We start from the raw sequence: 18,014 nt of genomic DNA, 5'->3' as shown, positions 1-18,014 counted from the left end.
GGCCATCTCTACAGTTAACCCAGAGAAGTCATTAGCGAATGAAAATAACAATTTCCGGTACAGGTTATGTAGGTCTCTCGAACGGTATCCTGATCGCGCAAAATCATGAAGTTGTTGCGCTCGATATCGTGCAGGCCAAGGTGGATATGCTGAATCAGAAGCAATCCCCGATTGTAGATAAAGAGATTGAAGAGTACCTGGCGACGAAGCCGCTAAACTTCCGTGCCACGACCGATAAGCTCGATGCTTATCGTGATGCGGACTATGTGATCATTGCGACCCCAACGGATTACGACCCTAAGAATAACTATTTCAATACGTCCAGCGTGGAATCGGTTATCCGCGATGTTACAGAGATCAACCCAAAAGCGGTTATGATCATTAAATCCACCATTCCGGTAGGTTTTACACAATCCATTAAAGAGAAGTACGGCATCGATAATGTTATCTTCTCGCCAGAATTCCTGCGTGAAGGTCGTGCGTTGTTCGATAACCTCAACCCGTCACGCATCGTCATCGGAGAGCGTTCAGAGCGTGCTGAACGTTTTGCTGCTCTGTTGCAGGAAGGGGCAATTAAGAAAGACATTCCAACCCTCTTCACCGACTCAACCGAAGCGGAAGCTATCAAACTGTTTGCCAACACTTACCTTGCAATGCGTGTCGCTTATTTCAATGAGCTGGACAGCTATGCAGAAAGTCTGGGGCTGAACAGTCGTCAGATCATCGAAGGCGTCTGTCTTGACCCACGCATTGGTAACCACTACAACAACCCGTCGTTTGGCTATGGCGGTTATTGCCTGCCAAAAGATACCAAGCAGTTGCTGGCGAATTACCAGTCCGTACCGAATAACATCATCTCCGCTATTGTTGATGCGAACCGTACGCGTAAGGATTTCATCGCCGATTCAATTCTGTCCCGACAGCCGAAAGTGGTGGGTGTCTACCGTCTTATTATGAAGAGCGGTTCCGATAACTTCCGTGCTTCGTCCATTCAGGGCATCATGAAGCGTATTAAGGCGAAGGGCGTCCAGGTCATTATTTATGAGCCGGTGATGCAGGAAGATGAGTTCTTCCACTCCCGCGTAGTGCGCGATCTGGATGCGTTTAAGAAAGAGGCGGATGTCATCATCTCCAACCGTATGGCTGAAGAGCTGGCGGATGTTGCGGATAAGGTTTACACCCGCGACCTGTTTGGCAGCGATTAAGCATGAAAAAGCCCGGTAATACCGGGCTTTTTTTTGAGTATATTTTAAAAATTAAACCTTGTAGAACGCTCTGTACCACTCCACAAAATTCTTCACGCCCTCTTTCACCGAGGTCTGTGGTTTAAAGCCCGTCACATCGAACAGTGGCTGAGTATCGGCACTGGTTTCCAGCACGTCGCCTGGCTGAATAGGCAGCATATTTTTTATCGCCGTTGTTCCCAGCGCTTCTTCCAGTGCAGTGATGTAATCCATCAATTCAACGGGTGAGCTGTTACCGATATTATAAACGCGGTACGGTGCAGAACTGCTCGCCGGTGTGCCCGTTTCCACCGTCCAGTCAGGATCTGCCTGAGGGATAACATCCTGCAGGCGCATAATCGCTTCGGCAATATCGTCGATGTAGGTGAAGTCTCGCTTCATTTTACCGTAGTTATAGACGTCAATGCTTTTGCCTTCGATCATCGCCTTAGTGAACTTAAACAGTGCCATATCCGGACGGCCCCATGGCCCATAGACGGTAAAGAAGCGCAGGCCAGTGGTTGGCAGATCGTAAAGGTGAGAGTAGGTGTGCGACATCAGCTCATTTGCTTTTTTGGTGGCAGCATAGAGCGACACTGGATGGTCCACTGAATCATCCGTCGAGAATGGCATTTTACGGTTGAGGCCGTAAATCGAACTGGAAGAGGCATACAGAAGATGTTGTACCTTGTTATGGCGGCAACCTTCCAGAACGTTAAGATGACCAATCAGGTTGGAATCTGCATACGCGTGAGGATTTTCCAGCGAGTAACGTACCCCAGCCTGTGCAGCCAAATGAATGACACGGTCAAATTTCTCGCGGGCAAAGAGCGTCGCCATACCTTCACGATCGGCAAGATCAAGCTTATGGAAGGTAAAATGGTCAGATGTCAGAAGATCAAGTCGGGCCTGTTTCAGATTAACATCGTAGTAGTCATTAAGGTTATCCATCCCAACAACCTGATGTCCCGCCTGTAAGAGACGTTCGCAGACGCGAGAACCGATAAAGCCGGCCGCGCCGGTGACAAGAAATTTCATCTTCAACCTCAATGTTTAGTATACGTAGCTCGTAACGTACTCTTCGAGAACGTCAAATCTGTTGGCCGATGATACCTGCTCCGGGAGGGAATGATAACTGCTTTATTCTGGGGAAGGGGGGAGCACTGGTCTCCCCACGGAAGTGATGCTTACTTGTGGCGCTTGCGAAGATTCTCAATCACGGTGGTTAAATCCAGCTCCTGATCCTGCAACAGCACCAGAAGATGGTAGATAAGATCAGAGGCTTCATTGGTTAACTCATCCCGATCACGTACGGTCGCCGCCAGTGCTGTCTCAACACCTTCTTCCCCCACTTTCTGCGCGATACGCTTGGTTCCACTCGCATACAGCTTCGCGGTATAGGAACTTGCCGGGTCAGCCGTTTTGCGTTCTGCGAGCAACTGTTCCAGTTGATACAGGAACAACCACTGGTGGCTTGCTTTGCCAAAGCAGCTGCTTGTGCCTTTGTGACAGGTAGGCCCAATGGGGTTGGCCAGAATCAACAGCGTATCGTTATCGCAGTCAGGCGTAATGCTTACGACGTTGAGGAAGTGACCAGACGTTTCGCCTTTGGTCCACAGGCGCTGTTTTGTGCGCGAGAAAAAGGTCACTTTCCCGCTGCTGAGGGTTGTTGCCAGCGCATTCTGGTTCATGTAACCCAGCATCAGCACTTCACCCGAAACAGCGTGCTGTACAACCACGGGCAATAATCCGTCCGTTTTTTCCCAGTCCAGTTGTGCCTGTTGTTGCTCTGTTAACATACCCTAATCTCCACGCCCTGGTTTGCCAGGTACGTTTTTAACTCACCAATATTAATAATCTGCTTGTGGAACACGGACGCGGCCAGCGCGCCGTCTACGTTAGCGTCACGGAAGGCTTCCAGGAAGTGCTCCATCGTTCCCGCACCGCCAGAGGCGATCAGCGGAACATGGCAAACGGCACGTACTTTGCTCAACTGCTCAAGATCGTAACCGTTGCGAACACCATCCTGATTCATCATATTCAGAACAATTTCACCTGCACCGCGTTTCTGTACTTCCTGCACCCAGTCCAGCGTTTCCCACTGCGTCACGCGTGTCCGGCTCTCGTCGCCGGTGTACTGATTAACGTGGTATTTGCCTGTCGCAGCGTCGAACCATGTATCGATACCAACCACAATGCACTGAACGCCAAAACGGTCAGCCAGGCGGGTAATTAACGTCGGGTCCGCCAGCGCAGGGGAGTTGATCGAAATTTTATCTGCACCAAAAGAGAGAATTTTGGCCGCGTCTTCTGCAGACTTAATGCCACCGGCGACACAAAACGGAATGTCGATCACTTCCGCCACGCGCGCGACCCAGCTTTTATCCACGACACGGCCATCACTGGAGGCCGTGATATCGTAAAACACCAGCTCATCAGCACCTTCGTCAGCATAGCGTTTTGCCAGTGGGACAATGTCACCAATAATTTCGTGATTACGGAACTGTACGCCTTTAACTACCTGACCATCGCGTACATCAAGACAAGGGATTATCCGTTTTGCCAGCATTGAATCGCCTCCGTCACAGTAAATTTTCCTTCCAGCAAGGCGCGTCCAACAATCACACCGCGAACGCCAGTCCCTCGTAATGCGGCAACATCGGCAATATCACCAATGCCACCGGATGACTGGAATGCCACCTGGGGATAGCGAGCACAAACTTCTTCATACAGTGAGACGTTAGAACCCGCCAGCGTGCCATCGCGGGAGATATCGGTACAAAGAACATGCTTCAGGCCAACGGGGAGATAAATATCCACGAGCGCTTCCAGCGTCACGCCGGAGTTTTCCTGCCAGCCGCTGACCGCAACCTGCTTGTTGCCTTGTTCGTCAATGCGAACATCGAGCGCCAGAACCAGCGCATCCGCACCAAAACGGCGGAACCAGCCTTTGACCTGCTCAGGATTTTTTACGGCAGTCGAGCCGACCACCACGCGCGCAACACCAGCGTCAAGCAGGGCCGCAACATCCTCTTCTGTACGTACGCCGCCGCCAACCTGCACCGGGACATTCACACCGGCCACAAGCTTTTTGAGTAACGGGATCTGACGTTTAGCCGGGTCTTTTGCGCCCGTCAGGTCAACCAGGTGCAGCACCTCAGCCCCCTGGGCGGCGTAATCCTGCAAGCGTGGCAGCGGATCGTTACCGTAGTCGCGCTGTTGGGCATAATCGCCCTGATGGAGTCGCACGACCGTGCCGTCAATCAAATCTAACGCAGGAATAATCATCACATCTCCAGGAAGTTTTTCAGCAGTTGTGCACCCGCTGAGCCGGAGCGTTCCGGGTGAAACTGCACGCCGAAGAAATTATCTTTCTGAACGGCAGCGGTGAATGGTTCGCCGTAGTTGCACTGGGCAATGGTGTACGGATTAACCGGCATGGCGTAACTGTGTACGAAGTAAAAGTAAGCGCCATCCTCAATACCCCGGAACAGTCGATCACCGGCTTTTGGATAAACACGGTTCCAGCCCATGTGCGGCAGGGGCAGACCGTGATCAACCATTTTGGGGACATCTTCTTCAATGATGCCAAGCAGGTTCACGCCGTGACTCTCTTCGCTGCGACGACCCAGCAATTGCATGCCGAGGCAGATCCCGAGTACGGGCTGAGTACAGGCTTTAATCAGTTCGGCCAGGTCGCGCTCGTGGATTTGATCCATTGCGGCCTGCGCCGTACCCACACCTGGTAAAAAGAGCTTGTCTGCGCGCAGCACCACGTCAGGGTCCCGGCTGACGGCAGGCTCATAGCCATGACGTGTAATTGCCGATTTTACCGAGTTCAGGTTGGCGCAGCCGGTATCCAGAATGACCACATTCATCACAAGACTCCTTTGGACGAGGGCAGCGCATCACCTTCCACGCGGATTGCCTGACGTAAGGTCCGGCCAAACGCTTTGAACAGGCTTTCGACACGGTGGTGATCGTTTTTGCCTTTGGTTTTCAGGTGCAGCGTCAGGCCCATGGTATAGGAAAGCGAACGGAAGAAATGCTCAACCATTTCGGTACTGAGGTCACCCACACGCTGGTAGGTGAAATCTGCTTTGTATTCCAGGTGAGGGCGGCCAGAGATATCCAGCGCACAGCGTGCCAGGCATTCATCCATGGGCAGGACAAAACCGAAACGGTTAATTCCGCGTTTGTCGCCCAGGGCCAGTTTCAGCGCTTCGCCTAATGCCAGACCGGTATCTTCCACGGTGTGGTGATCGTCAATATAGAGGTCGCCTTTGACGGCGATTTCCATGCGAAAACCACCATGAGTGGCAATCTGATCCAGCATGTGGTCAAAGAAGCCCACACCCGTGTGGATCTTGCTGCCGCCTTCACGGTCGAGCCAGACTTTCACGTCAATTTGTGTCTCTTTGGTATTGCGTTCAACATGTGAGAAGCGGTCACGCTTCGTCAGTTGCTCGCCAATCATTGCCCAGTTGAGATCCGCACGGTTGTAACGCAGGCCTGCAATACCCATGTTTTCGGCCAGTGTGATGTCGGTGGCACGATCCCCAATGACATAACTGTTGGCTTTGTCCAGGAAGGTGTCTGCCAGATAACGTTCGACCAGTTTCACCTTTGGCTTCCGACAGTCGCAATTGTCTGCCGGAAGATGCGGACAAATCAGCACCTCATCAAATTCCACACCCTGGGAGGAGAGGATCTGCATCATCAGATTATGCGGGCCGTCAAAATCAGCCTGCGGGAAGCTATCAGTACCCAGACCGTCCTGATTGGTAATCATGACCAGCTTAAATCCGGCTTTCTGTAATTTGAGCAGCACGGGAATAACGTCGGCTTCAAAAGCCAGCTTGTCGAAGCGATCAACCTGATAATCCGTTGGTGGCTCGGAAATAATCGTTCCGTCGCGATCGATAAAAAGGGTCTTCTGACTCATACTTTCTCCGCTTTCAGAGCGTCAATAACGCGCTGGCTCTCTGCCCGTGTGCCTACAGTAATACGCAAACAGCCGCTTAATGAAGGTTGTTTATTTTGGTCTCGTAAGATAATGCCCTGATCCCACAGCGATTTAAATACTGTGCTGGAGGCAATAAAGCGCACCAGGATGTAATTGGTTTCGGAGTCGAAAACCTGCTCCACGCAGGGGATCGCTTGCAACGCATCAACCAGGTACTGACGTTCAGTCAGGATTTGCGCCACACGTTCCCGCATGGCACTGATCCCCTGCGGGGCAAGTGCCTGTGCCGCAATATCTGCAACCGGCGTGGAGAGTGGATACGGGGCAATCACCTTCATCAGCAGGTCGATGACCTCTTTATTTGCCAGCGTGAAGCCACAACGCAGGCCCGCAAGAGCAAAAGCTTTTGACAGCGTACGCAAGACTACCAGGTGAGGATACTCTTCAAGCCAGCCCGCCAGCGACGCCTGCGGGCAAAATTCAATATAGGCCTCGTCGGCGACGACCAGGGCCTTACCACGGGTCATCTCCAGTAATGTGCGAATGTCCTGCGGGTTGATGATCTGCCCGGTCGGGTTATTCGGGCTACAGACAAACACCACTTTTACGCCATCAAGATTTTCGGCAATGCCTTTCAGATCGAGCTGCCAGTCATCGAGTGCCAGCACGTTGCGACATGCCACGCCGAAAGTCTCGGCACTCACACTGTACATGCCGTACGTCGGCTGGCAGTACATCACTGCATCCTGACCCGGCTCGCAGAAGGCACGGATCAGTAATTCAATGCCTTCATCGGCCCCACGACTGACCAACACTTGCTCAGGTTTAACGCCAGCGTACTGGGCATAATTGGCAATGACTGCTTTCGGCTGGCACTCCGGATAACGGTTCAGTGTTTGTTGTGACAGTTGAAATTCCACAGCTGTCGGAAATTCGTTGGCATTCAGCCAGACATCACCGTTACCGCCCAAACGACGCGCTGACTGATATGGAGTCAGTTGACGGACATTTTCGCGTGCTAATTCTTCAATGCTCATGCTTGCTCCTTCAGGGCTGCGACACGCAGCGTCACAGCGTTTTTGTGGGCAGTCAGTCGTTCTGCTGCGGCCAGCGTTTCAATTGTGGAGGCCAGTGATGCAAACCCTTCGCGGGAGAGTTCCTGCACCGTCATGCGTTTCTGGAAATCCGCGAGTCCGAGGCTTGAGCAGGTCGAGGTATAACCATATGTCGGCAAGACGTGGTTTGTCCCGGATGCATAATCGCCTGCGGATTCAGGTGACCAGTCGCCCAGGAAAACAGACCCTGCGCTGGTAATGTTGTCGACCAACTCACGTGCGTTACGGGTCTGGATGATCAGATGCTCCGGACCATACTGGTTAGAAATGGCAATACACTGGTCAAGATCGCGTGCCACAATCAGGCGGCTCGCGGATAACGCCTGACGAGCGGTATCCGCACGTGGCAGATCGGCAAGTTGACGTTCAACCGCTTCACCCACACGTTTTGCCATGTCGGCATCTGGCGTGAGTAAAATAACCTGCGAGTCAGGTCCGTGTTCGGCTTGTGATAACAGATCCGAGGCGACAAAATTCGGTGTTGCACCGCTGTCGGCAATGACCAGAACTTCCGACGGCCCGGCAGGCATATCAATGGCTGCGCCATCAAGACGCTGGCTGACCTGACGTTTGGCTTCCGTGACAAACGCATTCCCAGGACCAAAAATTTTGTCCACTTTAGGAACTGACGCAGTGCCGAAGGCGAGGGCGGAAATGGCCTGCGCGCCGCCGACTTTAAAGACGTCCTGCACTCCGCACAGTTTGGCGGCATAGAGGATTTCATCGGCAATCGGTGGTGGGGAGCACAGCACCACTTTCTGGCAACCGGCAATACGCGCCGGTGTCGCCAGCATTAATACGGTAGAAAACAGTGGCGCAGAGCCGCCCGGAATATACAAGCCTACGGAGGCTACAGGGCGGGTTACCTGCTGGCAACGCACGCCTGGCAGGGTTTCCACATCCACGGACTGCAGTTTTTGCGCCGTGTGGAAGGTATCAATGTTTTTAACCGCAACAGCCATGGCCTGTTTGATCTCATCCCCCAGACGATTGCTGGCATCGATGATTTCCTGGTCGGTCACTTTTAATACGCTAACGTCGATTTTATCGAATTTTGCACTGTATTCACGCAGCGCGTCGTCACCCCGGCTTTTGACGTTATCGAGAATGTCAGACACGGTGCGGGTTATGCTCTCTGAGGCGGATATCGCCGGGCGCATCAGCAGCGCTTTCTGCTGTGCTTCGTTACAGGTGTTCCAGTCGATAAGGGTGTTAAAGCTCATGGCGGTTACTCCATCATCTTCTCGATTGGCAGCACCAGAATAGAGCTGGCTCCCAGTGCTTTCAGTTTTTCCATGGTTTCCCAGAACAGAGTCTCGCTGCTGACCATGTGCATTGCCACGCGCTGCTGGTCACCCGCCAGCGGCAGGATCGTTGGGCGCTCCGCACCCGGCAACAGAGCAACCACGTCGTCGAGACGTTCGGTTGGTGCGTGCATCATTATGTATTTGGATTCACGTGCCTGAATTACACCCTGAATACGGGTCAGCAACTTATCGATGAGCTGCTGTTTGGCGTCGGCCATTTCGCCATCGCGCTGGATAAGACAGGCTTTGGAGCGGTAAATTACTTCCACTTCGCGCAGGCCGTTGGCTTCAAGCGTTGCACCGGTCGATACCAGGTCACAAATGGCATCTGCCAGTCCGGCGCGAGGAGCGACCTCGACGGAACCGTTCAGCAAGCAGGATTTAAACTGTACGCCTTTTTGATCCAGGTAACGTTTGAGCAGGTGAGGGTAGGAGGTTGCAATGCGTTTACCCTTCAGGGCTGCCGGACCATCCCATGCTTCATCCACCGGCGTGGCCAGCGACAAACGGCAGCCGCCGAAGTCCAGACGACGCAGCGTGAAATAGCGCGGATCTTCTCCCTGAGCGCGGCGGGTCAGTAACTCTTCTTCCAGCACGTTTTCGCCAATGATACCGAGGTCGACGACGCCATCCATGACCAGGCCCGGGATATCGTCGTCACGTACACGCAGAATATCGATGGGCATATTTTCAGCCAGGGCGATCAGACGCTGGGTGTGCAGGTTGATTTTAATCCCGCAGCGGGCCAGCAGTTCGCGTGAATCGTCGCTCAGACGGCCTGATTTTTGAATAGCTATGCGTAAACGTGCGTTATCTAACATTCTGTGTTCCTCGTTAACCTGTTTTAAACTGTCTGAACGCGGTCCAAAAAAAAGCCCCCGGAAGATGATCTTCCGGGGGCTCTCTCTTGCGTTCTCGCACCACTGGAAGATCTGAATGTCTTCCAGCACACATCGCCTGAAAGACTAGTCAGGATGATGGTGATGATGGTGGTGTTTAAATTGAACGCGTGTCATATATGTTCTCGATGAATGCTTATTCATGTGATGTCTTTTAACGTAAACCACTTGTGTGACATAAAGCAAGGGCTTTTTTTGATCATTAATTCATTTCATATTGATGCTATGAATTGTCAGTTCAGCAGGGCTGGCGTAGCCTTAAGACAGACGTATGAAAGTCAGGAGAACTCGCATGAAAAAGGTCGCGATTGTCGGTCTGGGATGGTTAGGTATGCCGCTGGCGATGTCATTAGCAGCGAAAGGCTGGCAAGTCACCGGAAGTAAAACCACGACGGATGGTGTTGAAGCGGCGCGAATGTGCGGCATCGAGAGTATCGCCTTGCGTCTTGAACCTGAACTGGTATGTGATGCTGACGATCTGGATGCGTTAATGAACGTGGATGCGCTGGTCATTACGCTGCCGGCGCGACGGAGCGGGCCGGGTGAATCGTTTTACCTGCAGGCCGTTCAGGAAATCGTTGACAGTGCGCTGGCACATCACATTCCCCGCATTATCTTCACCAGCTCAACATCGGTATACGGTGATATTGACGGGAGCGTGAAAGAGAGCACCGCTCGCCATCCGGTGACGGCGAGTGGCCGGGTTCTCAAGGAACTGGAAGACTGGTTGCATAATCTTCCTGGCACTCAGGTTGATATTTTGCGTCTGGCTGGACTGGTGGGGCCGGGACGACATCCCGGGCGTTTCTTTGCCGGAAAATCAGCGCCTGATGGACAGCATGGCGTCAATCTTGTGCATCTTGAAGATGTGATTGGCGCAATTACGTTACTCCTTCAGGCTCCAAAAGGGGGACACATCTATAATATATGTGCGCCTTCCCATCCATCACGCAGTACTTTTTATCCACTGATGGCACGCCAGCTTGGTTTGACACCGCCTTATTTTGGTGATGCCCTGGGTGAGGGAAAAGGCAAACTCATTGATGGTAATCGTATTTGCCATGAACTGGGATTTGAGTATCAGTATCCCGACCCGCTGGTGATGCCCATGGAATAATGTCCACAGCGGAGACGATCGCACGCCGCCAGGGGGCGAAAATGAAACCGCTGCTGGATGTTCTTATTATTCTCGATGCGCTGGAAAAAGAGGGGAGCTTTGCTGCGGCGTCAGCAAAGCTCTTTAAAACGCCTTCGGCGCTGAGTTATACCGTCCATAAACTTGAAAGCGATTTAAATATCCAGATTCTGGACCGCTCAGGTCACCGTGCGCGTTTTACCCGTACTGGCCAGATGCTGCTGGAGAAAGGGCGTGAAGTGCTTCATACGGTTCGTGAGCTGGAAAAGCAGGCGGTTAAACTTCACCAGGGATGGGAAAATCAACTGGTGATTGGCGTTGATGATACGTTTCCCTTTTCCCTCCTGACCCCACTTATCGAAGCTTTTTATCAACGTCATAGTGTGACGCGTTTGATCTTCATTAATGGCGTCCTGGGTGGCTCGTGGGATGCATTAACCCAGGGGAGAGCGGATATTATCGTCGGTGCGCTGCACGAACCTCCCCAGTTGAGTGATTTTGGCTTTGCTCGTCTGGGTGTGCTCGAACAGGTCTTTGTCGTCGCACCACACCACCCGTTGGCCCATGAGCCGGAGCCGATTAACCGTCGGATCCTGAAAGGCTTTCGTGCCATTGTCGTGGGCGACAGCTCGCGTCAGGAATATGCGGTTTCTTCACAACTGCTGGACGACCAGGAAGCCATTACGGTATTCGATTTTAAAACTAAACTGGAACTGCAAATAAGCGGGCTGGGGTGCGGTTATCTGCCGCGCTATTTAGCTCAGCGGTTTATTGAGTCTGGTGCATTGGTTGAAAAACAGGTGATGGCGCAAAGTAATAATGAGTCAGTATGGGTTGGCTGGAATGAACAAACGGCCGGGCTTGCCAGTGCATGGTGGCGGGATGAGATTTTAGCAAATAGTGCTATTGCTGCTGTGTATGCTCAGGCAGGTGTTGATAAATCAGTCAGTTAGAAAAAAGAAAATGTGGATGGCCTTATCAATCTATTGCCTTTTGTATCCGGAATAGGGCAAAATGCCGCCGCTGCAAACAAATGAATAATCGACGATATAAAAGGCGTCGGTTATTTTTTTTTGCATGTACGAAACGAAACTAAAAACCAAGAGGCCGGGCTTCGTACCGGATAGATATTTACTAAAATCCGACAGTTGTTGTCGCTGAGGAATCCAGAAAATGGGGCAATTTTTTGCTTACGTGGCGGTGTTCACCGTAAAGGGGAATAACCATGTCGCATAACGCTACTCCAAAAACCTCTCGCGTGGAATTACGTAAAACGCTTACGTTGATTCCGGTTGTTATGATGGGCCTTGCCTATATGCAGCCGATGACGCTGTTCGATACGTTTGGTATCGTCTCAGGCCTCACTGACGGTCACGTTGCGACGGCTTATGCCTTTGCGCTGGTCGCCATTCTCTTTACGGCGTTGAGCTACGGTAAACTGGTTCGCCGTTTCCCGTCTGCAGGCTCTGCGTACACTTATGCTCAGAAATCCATTAGCCCGGCTGTCGGCTTTATGGTGGGCTGGTCATCTCTGCTGGACTACCTGTTCATGCCGATGATCAACATTCTGCTGGCAAAAATTTACTTTGAAGCGCTTGTGCCTTCTGTTCCGTCGTGGATCTTTGTTGTCGCACTGGTGGCCTTTATGACCATCTCTAACCTGCGCAGCATCAAGACTGTGGCGAACTTCAATACCCTGATCGTGATTCTGCAGATGGGGATTGTAGCGGTTATCGTTGGCCTGATTATTTATGGTGTGGCTCACGGTGAAGGTGCAGGTACGCTGACCAGTACGCGTCCATTCTGGTCTGAAGGCGCACACGTTGTGCCGATGATTACCGGTGCGACTATTCTGTGCTTCTCGTTCCTGGGCTTCGACGGTATCTCTTCGCTGTCCGAAGAAACCAAAGATGCTGAACGCGTGATCCCGAAAGCTATCTTCCTGACGGCGCTTATCGGTGGTCTGGTGTTTATCGGCGCATCTTACTTCCTGCAACTGTACTTCCCGGATATCTCTCGCTTTAAAGATCCGGATGCATCACAGCCTGAAATCATGCTGTATGTTGCGGGTAAAACCTTCCAGTGGGGCGTGCTGATCTTCTCCAGCGTAACCGTTCTGGCATCCGGTATGGCGGCACATGCGGGCGTCTCTCGTCTGATGTACGTGATGGGACGTGATGGCGTGTTCCCAACTCGCTTCTTTGGTTACGTTCATCCGAAATGGCGTACTCCGGCGTGGAACGTGTTGCTGGTGGGTGTTATTGCGCTGCTGGCTATTAAGTTTGACCTGGTAACCGCAACGGCACTGATTAACTTTGGTGCGCTGGTGGCCTTTACCTTTGTTAACCTCTCTGTGATCTCCCAGTTCTGGATCCGTGAGAAGCGCAACAAAACGCTGAAAGACCACTTCAACTACCTGGTGTTGCCGGTATGTGGGGCTCTGACGGTTGGTGCGTTGTGGATTAACCTGGAAGAAAGCTCCATGATTCTGGGTCTTATCTGGGGCGCTATTGGCCTGGTGTATCTGGCTTGTGTCACGAAGAGCTTCCGTAACCCGGTTCCTCAGTACGAAGATATCGCGCAGTAACAAGCGCAGTAAAAAAAACCGGAGACAACGTCTCCGGTTTTTTTATGCCTAAATGGTTTACACAATTTCCTGAGCATACTGATACAGGGCTTTCAGCAGCGTCTGCTTTTCCGCATTCCCTTCATACTGTGTGTAGAGCATTTCCAGTTCTTCGGCATAACGGTGCAAAAAATCCGGAGTAAAGACGTTCCGGCGATGCTGCAACCACCGTTCTTGTTCTGCTTCATCGAGCGTACCGGGATAATTACGCGCCCGGTAATTGAACATCAACTTTTCAATACGACTATCGGCAAAGCTGATATCCAGCGCCGGTAAATTACGTGGCTCTGTTTGCAAAACAATTGCCATGGCTGCGCGGTCAGCGTCGCTAAAGAAGCCGTTATAAAGTTGTGCATCCACGTTTTCAGAGGGAACAAAGGGTTCTGCCTCAGCAAAAATAGCCACCGCTTTTTCTCGCACTTGCGGGTTATCACGCAGCACTTTCAGGTTATCGAGACAGTGTTGACGGTTAATCCCCAGTCTGTCCGCATCTTCCGGGCGCAGGGTATTGGCTTGTGCCAGAACCGGGCATTTGTTGATGTGCACCAGTTTCAGTGGCACTGCGACTGCATCTCCCAGTTCGCTTTTCGGGGTGTAAAGCCGCTCGCGGAGTTGATCGCTGTTGAGTTCCAGCAGAGGGGAAATATCACCCGCTAAATCGACCATGATGACGGCATTACGATTGTCAGGATGCCAGGCGAGTGGGGCCACCCAACTGGTGTTACCCCGCCACGCACCGAACATACCTGAAATATGTACCAGCGGTTTCATCTGCGGAACGTCAATCAGCGTGGTGAGTTTCTGTTTGCTGCGGTGGCTTAACAGATACTCAAACAGGCGCGGCTGGGCTGTTTTCACCCGTTTCGCCATCGCGATGGTGGCATAAACGTCGGCCATGGCATCGTGCGCATTACCGTGTTCGATCCCATTGGCGCGCGTCAGATGCTCAAGCCTGAAGCTGGGCAATCCGTCGTCGTTTTCCGGCCAGTTGATTCCTTCAGGTCGCAAGGCGTAGCAGGCTCGCATGATGTCCAGCAGATCCCAGCGAGAATTACGGTTTTGCCAGCTCCAGGCGTAAGGATCGTAGAAGTTGCGATAAAAAATATTGCGCGTCACTTCATCGTCAAAGCGGATGTTGTTGTAGCCCACTATGCAGGTATTTGGCACGGTAAACAGGCCATGAATGCGGCGCGCAAACTCGGCTTCGCTGACGCCTTTTTCGCGCGCTTCTTGCGGCGTAATGCCGGTAACCATAACTGCACCTGGTTGTGGCAGGTAGTCATCTGCGGGTTTGCAGTAAAAGACTTCAGGCTCGCCAATGATGTTGAAATCAGCGTCGGTACGGATGGCAGCAAACTGTGCAGGGCGGTCCAGTGCCGGGTGAGTGCCAAAGGTTTCATAATCGTGGAATAAAAATGTTGGGCGCGCGGCGGAGTCAGACACCAGTAATACCATCCTGTTAAAAAGTGACGCCTCTATGGTAAACGATCGCACCGGGCAGACCGAATAAAAAGCGCCCTCAGGCATGAAATTTGCGAGGCGTCTTCAGATAAAAACACGCTCTTTGTCACATTTTTTTGCAATTAAGGCAGGTAACGACATCAGAAGTCCCGTAAAAAGGTCAACGATTTTAAATGACCTGAGGATATACCGTTGAAACGCCGTCTGTTTATTGCTGTTTCTTTACTCGCTTCGAGTATCTCATCTGCACTGGCTGTCGAACCCCTGGATTTTTCACCGCAGCCGCCTGCTATTCAGGCGGGGGCGTGGGTGCTGATGGATTACACCACAGGTCAAATCCTGACTGCGGGCAACGAGCATCAACAACGCAATCCGGCGAGCCTTACCAAGCTAATGACGGGATATGTTGTCGATCGCGCTATTGATAGCCATCGTATTACCCCGGACGATATTGTTACCGTTGGCCGTGACGCCTGGGCAAAAGGTAACCCGGTATTTGACGGTTCTTCCCTGATGTTCCTGAAACCCGGCGATCGTGTGTCGGTGCGCGATCTGAGCCGTGGTCTGATTGTGGATTCCGGTAACGATGCGTGTGTGGCGTTAGCCGATCATGTAGCCGGAGGGCAGCCGCAGTTCGTCAACATGATGAATGATTATGTTCAGAAGCTGAATCTGCGAGATACGCACTTTGAAACGGTACACGGCCTTGATGCGCCGGGGCAGCACAGTTCTGCCTATGACCTGGCAGTGCTTTCACGGGCAATCATTCACGGAGAGCCTGAGTTTTACCACATGTACAGTGAAAAGAGCCTGACCTGGAATGGGATAACCCAGCAGAACCGCAATGGTCTGTTGTGGGACAAAACGATGAATGTCGATGGTCTTAAAACGGGCCACACCTCAGGCGCGGGCTTTAATCTGATTGCTTCAGCGGTTGATGGCCAGCGTCGTCTGATTGCCGTGGTGATGGGGGCGGATAGCCCGAAAGGACGTGAAGATCAGGCTCGTAAATTATTGCACTGGGGCCAGCAGAATTTCGATACCGTACAGATCCTGCATAGCGGCAAGCAAGTGGGAACCGAGCGCATCTGGTATGGCGATAAAGAGCAGGTTACGCTGGGGACAGATCAGGATTTCTGGCTCGCATTACCGAAAGCAGAAGTGCCAAACATAAAGGCCAAATACGTGCTGGATAGAAAAGAGCTTGAAGCCCCAATTGCCGCCCATCAGAGAGTCGGGGAAATTCAGTTGTATGACCGCGATAAGGTTGTGGCGCACTGGCCGTTGGTCACGCTGGAAGGGGTGGATAAGGGCGGTATGTTCTCGCGACTGAGCGACTATCTGCACCACAAAATCTGACTATCCGCCTTCCTACTGCCGAGCAGACTGGCAAGGTTGCGAGTCTGCTCACATAATAAACACTCCTCATTTGCCGGTCGTAAAAAAACTGATTTAAACTGTATATATATACAGTGATAAGTGGAGGGTGTATGGACTACAGCGTCAGACAGCAACAGAAGCGTAAAATTGCGGGCTTCCATCTGGTTGGGCCGTGGGAACAGACGGTAAAGCAAGGTTTCGAACAACTGGTTATGTGGGTCGACGGACATCACATTCAGCCGCTGGAATGGGTAGCGGTTTACTACGACAACCCTGATGTCGTGCCAGCGGAAAAGCTACGATGTGACACCGCCGTGACGGTTCCGGACGATTTTGTTATTCCTGAAAACAGCGAAGGTGTGATGATGACAGAAGTCGCCGCTGGCGATTATGCCGTTGCTACCGCTCGCGTCGAGAATTTCGATTTCGCCACACCCTGGTACAATTTCTTTAATTCTCTGCTGCAAGATCATCACTATCAACTCGCCGCAAAACCCTGTTTTGAACGCTACCTTAATGACGGTAACGCTGATGGCTACTGGGATATTGAGATGTATGTTGCGGTAGAACATAAAGCGGGTTAATTTCCTGGTAAAATCAGGGTTTTTCAGCCGGGTGTGATCCGCCCGGCTGAAAACACAGTACAATTGTGATTTGCCGTATAGCTGGAGAGCGGGTGTGCGTCCCGACAAATCATTAACGCCTTTTGAAATTAAGTTGTATCAACATTACCGCGTTGTGCATGGCTGTCGCATTGCGCTGGCGTTTATTCTGACCTTTGTACTGGTACGGATGCTGCATGTCCCGGAGGGAACCTGGCCACTGATTACGCTGGTGGTGATCATGGGGCCAATCTCTTTTTGGGGAAACGTTGTACCTCGGGCATTCGAGCGTATTGGTGGAACGGTATTTGGCTCGGCATTAGGTTTGATTGCGCTTAAGCTGGAACTGATTTCGTTTCCCGTCATGTTGATGTGGTGTGCGGGAGCCATGTTCCTGTGCGGTTGGCTTGCGCTGGGTAAAAAACCCTATCAGGCGCTACTGATTGGCATCACCTTGTCCGTCGTCGTCGGCGCACCTGCAGGTGACATGACGACAGCATTATGGCGAAGCGGTGATGTGGTTCTCGGTTCTTTGCTGGCGATGCTTTTCACGGGCATTTGGCCGCAGCGTGCCTTCCTGCACTGGCGTATCCAGATGGCAAACTACGTCACGTCGTTCAACCGTGTTTACCAGGCAGGTTTCTCGCCCAATCTGGTTGAGAGGCCACGTCTGGAAAAGCACCTGCAAAAGATCCTTAATGATGTGGTCAAGATGCGTGGCCTGATTACCCCTGCCAGCAAAGAGACGCATATCCAGAAATCAATTTTTGAAGCGATTCAGACCGTCAGCCGTAATCTCGTCTGTATGCTGGAACTGCAAATCAATGCGCACTGGGCTTCGCGAGCCAGTCATCTGCTGATGCTCAATGCTCATACGCTGAAAGAGACACAGCAAATGACGCAGCAAACTTTGCTCACTATTGCCCATGCCTTGTATGAAGGGAATCCCCAGCCGATTCTGGCCAACAGTGAGCGTCTGAATGAGATTGTTGCTGAGTTAAAACAGTTAATTAGCGAGCGGCAGAACGACAATGTTGCAGAAACACCGATTCATGGGTATGTCTGGCTGAGTATGGAACTGGCTCGTCAACTGGAGTTGTTATCGCATCTGATTTGCCGGGCGTTGCGCAAATAAAAAGCAGCTATCGCCATATGTGACGCCTGCTGCTTCGATTCAGCACCAATTGGGGTTATGATAGCGTCAAACGATATACCCATTGTCATTCGCGACCGCTGTCAGTAAGGTTAATATTACAACGGTTGCTTTAACGAATCCGAATCTCACATTATCAGGGGTGTA

Annotated in this window: 17 protein-coding genes, 1 pseudogene and 1 other annotated feature; of the genes and pseudogenes, 7 read left to right on the top strand and 11 right to left on the bottom strand. The window is 51.9% G+C overall.

The annotated features are described in order from the left end of the window. Window positions 1-38 precede the first annotated feature (38 nt). Window positions 39-1,205, top strand: coding sequence for a UDP-glucose 6-dehydrogenase (gene ugd / locus HV346_RS14690; RefSeq protein ID WP_181620038.1), 1,167 nt, complete (start codon window positions 39-41; stop codon window positions 1,203-1,205). Window positions 1,206-1,256: 51 nt separating this feature from the next. On the opposite strand, the gene HV346_RS14685 is transcribed toward ugd, so the two are convergent. The 10 genes from HV346_RS14685 to hisL form a co-directional block, all read right to left on the bottom strand. Next, the gene (locus HV346_RS14685; protein ID WP_181620037.1) at window positions 1,257-2,261 is read right to left on the bottom strand and encodes an NAD-dependent epimerase; all 1,005 of its coding nucleotides are present in this window, start codon (window positions 2,259-2,261) and stop codon (window positions 1,257-1,259) included. A gap of 149 nt (window positions 2,262-2,410) precedes the next feature. After that, a complete protein-coding gene (gene hisIE / locus HV346_RS14680) occupies window positions 2,411-3,022 on the bottom strand; it encodes a bifunctional phosphoribosyl-AMP cyclohydrolase/phosphoribosyl-ATP diphosphatase HisIE (RefSeq protein ID WP_181620036.1) in 612 nt (203 codons plus the stop codon). Continuing rightward, on the bottom strand, window positions 3,016-3,792 hold the full coding sequence (gene hisF / locus HV346_RS14675) for an imidazole glycerol phosphate synthase subunit HisF (protein ID WP_181620035.1): 777 nt from the start codon (window positions 3,790-3,792) through the stop codon (window positions 3,016-3,018). Before hisF ends, hisIE begins: the two co-directional genes overlap by 7 nt. Continuing rightward, on the bottom strand, window positions 3,774-4,511 hold the full coding sequence (gene hisA / locus HV346_RS14670) for a 1-(5-phosphoribosyl)-5-[(5-phosphoribosylamino)methylideneamino]imidazole-4-carboxamide isomerase (RefSeq protein WP_181620034.1): 738 nt from the start codon (window positions 4,509-4,511) through the stop codon (window positions 3,774-3,776). The genes hisF and hisA overlap by 19 nt, the downstream gene beginning before the upstream one ends. Further along, window positions 4,511-5,101 carry an imidazole glycerol phosphate synthase subunit HisH gene (gene hisH / locus HV346_RS14665; RefSeq protein WP_181620033.1) on the bottom strand — a complete coding sequence of 197 codons (591 nt, stop codon included), beginning with the start codon at window positions 5,099-5,101 and terminating at the stop codon, window positions 4,511-4,513. Before hisH ends, hisA begins: the two co-directional genes overlap by 1 nt. Next, complete coding sequence (gene hisB, locus HV346_RS14660) at window positions 5,101-6,168, bottom strand: bifunctional histidinol-phosphatase/imidazoleglycerol-phosphate dehydratase HisB (protein WP_181620032.1); 1,068 nt, start codon at window positions 6,166-6,168, stop codon at window positions 5,101-5,103. Before hisB ends, hisH begins: the two co-directional genes overlap by 1 nt. Then, window positions 6,165-7,226 carry a histidinol-phosphate transaminase gene (gene hisC, locus HV346_RS14655; protein WP_181620031.1) on the bottom strand — a complete coding sequence of 354 codons (1,062 nt, stop codon included), beginning with the start codon at window positions 7,224-7,226 and terminating at the stop codon, window positions 6,165-6,167. The genes hisB and hisC overlap by 4 nt, the downstream gene beginning before the upstream one ends. Beyond that, on the bottom strand, window positions 7,223-8,527 hold the full coding sequence (gene hisD, locus HV346_RS14650) for a histidinol dehydrogenase (RefSeq protein WP_181620030.1): 1,305 nt from the start codon (window positions 8,525-8,527) through the stop codon (window positions 7,223-7,225). The genes hisC and hisD overlap by 4 nt, the downstream gene beginning before the upstream one ends. Before the next feature lie 5 nt (window positions 8,528-8,532). Next, window positions 8,533-9,432 carry an ATP phosphoribosyltransferase gene (gene hisG, locus HV346_RS14645; RefSeq protein ID WP_181620029.1) on the bottom strand — a complete coding sequence of 300 codons (900 nt, stop codon included), beginning with the start codon at window positions 9,430-9,432 and terminating at the stop codon, window positions 8,533-8,535. Window positions 9,433-9,477: 45 nt separating this feature from the next. Next, window positions 9,478-9,601 (bottom strand) — a sequence feature (His leader region). Further along, on the bottom strand, window positions 9,577-9,627 hold the full coding sequence (hisL, locus tag HV346_RS14640; protein ID WP_001364200.1) for a his operon leader peptide: 51 nt from the start codon (window positions 9,625-9,627) through the stop codon (window positions 9,577-9,579). Its footprint overlaps the feature before it by 25 nt. Window positions 9,628-9,802: 175 nt before the next feature. On the opposite strand from hisL, the gene HV346_RS14635 reads away from it, so the two are divergent. The 3 genes and pseudogenes from HV346_RS14635 (at window position 9,803) to HV346_RS14620 (ending at window position 13,232) form a co-directional block, all read left to right on the top strand. Continuing rightward, window positions 9,803-10,627, top strand: coding sequence for an SDR family oxidoreductase (locus HV346_RS14635; protein WP_181620028.1), 825 nt, complete (start codon window positions 9,803-9,805; stop codon window positions 10,625-10,627). Between the two features lie 41 nt (window positions 10,628-10,668). Then, window positions 10,669-11,653: pseudogene (locus HV346_RS14630) on the top strand (LysR family transcriptional regulator). A 217-nt stretch (window positions 11,654-11,870) separates the two neighbouring features. Further along, a complete protein-coding gene (locus HV346_RS14620; RefSeq protein WP_181620026.1) occupies window positions 11,871-13,232 on the top strand; it encodes an APC family permease in 1,362 nt (453 codons plus the stop codon). 57 nt (window positions 13,233-13,289) lie between these two features. Here HV346_RS14620 and sbcB read toward each other — a convergent pair whose 3' ends face one another. Next, a complete protein-coding gene (gene sbcB, locus HV346_RS14615; protein WP_181620025.1) occupies window positions 13,290-14,714 on the bottom strand; it encodes an exodeoxyribonuclease I in 1,425 nt (474 codons plus the stop codon). A 204-nt stretch (window positions 14,715-14,918) separates the two neighbouring features. Between sbcB and dacD the strand changes: the two genes are divergently transcribed. From dacD to HV346_RS14600, 3 genes are all read left to right on the top strand, one after another. Next, window positions 14,919-16,091 (top strand): serine-type D-Ala-D-Ala carboxypeptidase DacD, encoded by a 1,173-nt coding sequence (dacD, locus tag HV346_RS14610; RefSeq protein WP_181623797.1) that lies wholly within the window; start codon window positions 14,919-14,921, stop codon window positions 16,089-16,091. 131 nt (window positions 16,092-16,222) lie between these two features. Then, a complete protein-coding gene (gene sbmC, locus HV346_RS14605; protein WP_181620024.1) occupies window positions 16,223-16,696 on the top strand; it encodes a DNA gyrase inhibitor SbmC in 474 nt (157 codons plus the stop codon). Window positions 16,697-16,790: 94 nt separating this feature from the next. Continuing rightward, entirely contained in the window at window positions 16,791-17,849 is a 1,059-nt protein-coding gene (locus HV346_RS14600) for an FUSC family protein (RefSeq protein WP_181620023.1), read from the top strand. The last annotated feature ends 165 nt before the right edge of the window (window positions 17,850-18,014 follow it).

Source organism: Enterobacter sp. RHBSTW-00994 (assembly GCF_013782625.1).
GTDB lineage: Bacteria > Pseudomonadota > Gammaproteobacteria > Enterobacterales > Enterobacteriaceae > Enterobacter.
Note: the sequence above shows the minus strand (reverse complement) of the source record. Positions and strands in the feature narration are given on the sequence as shown.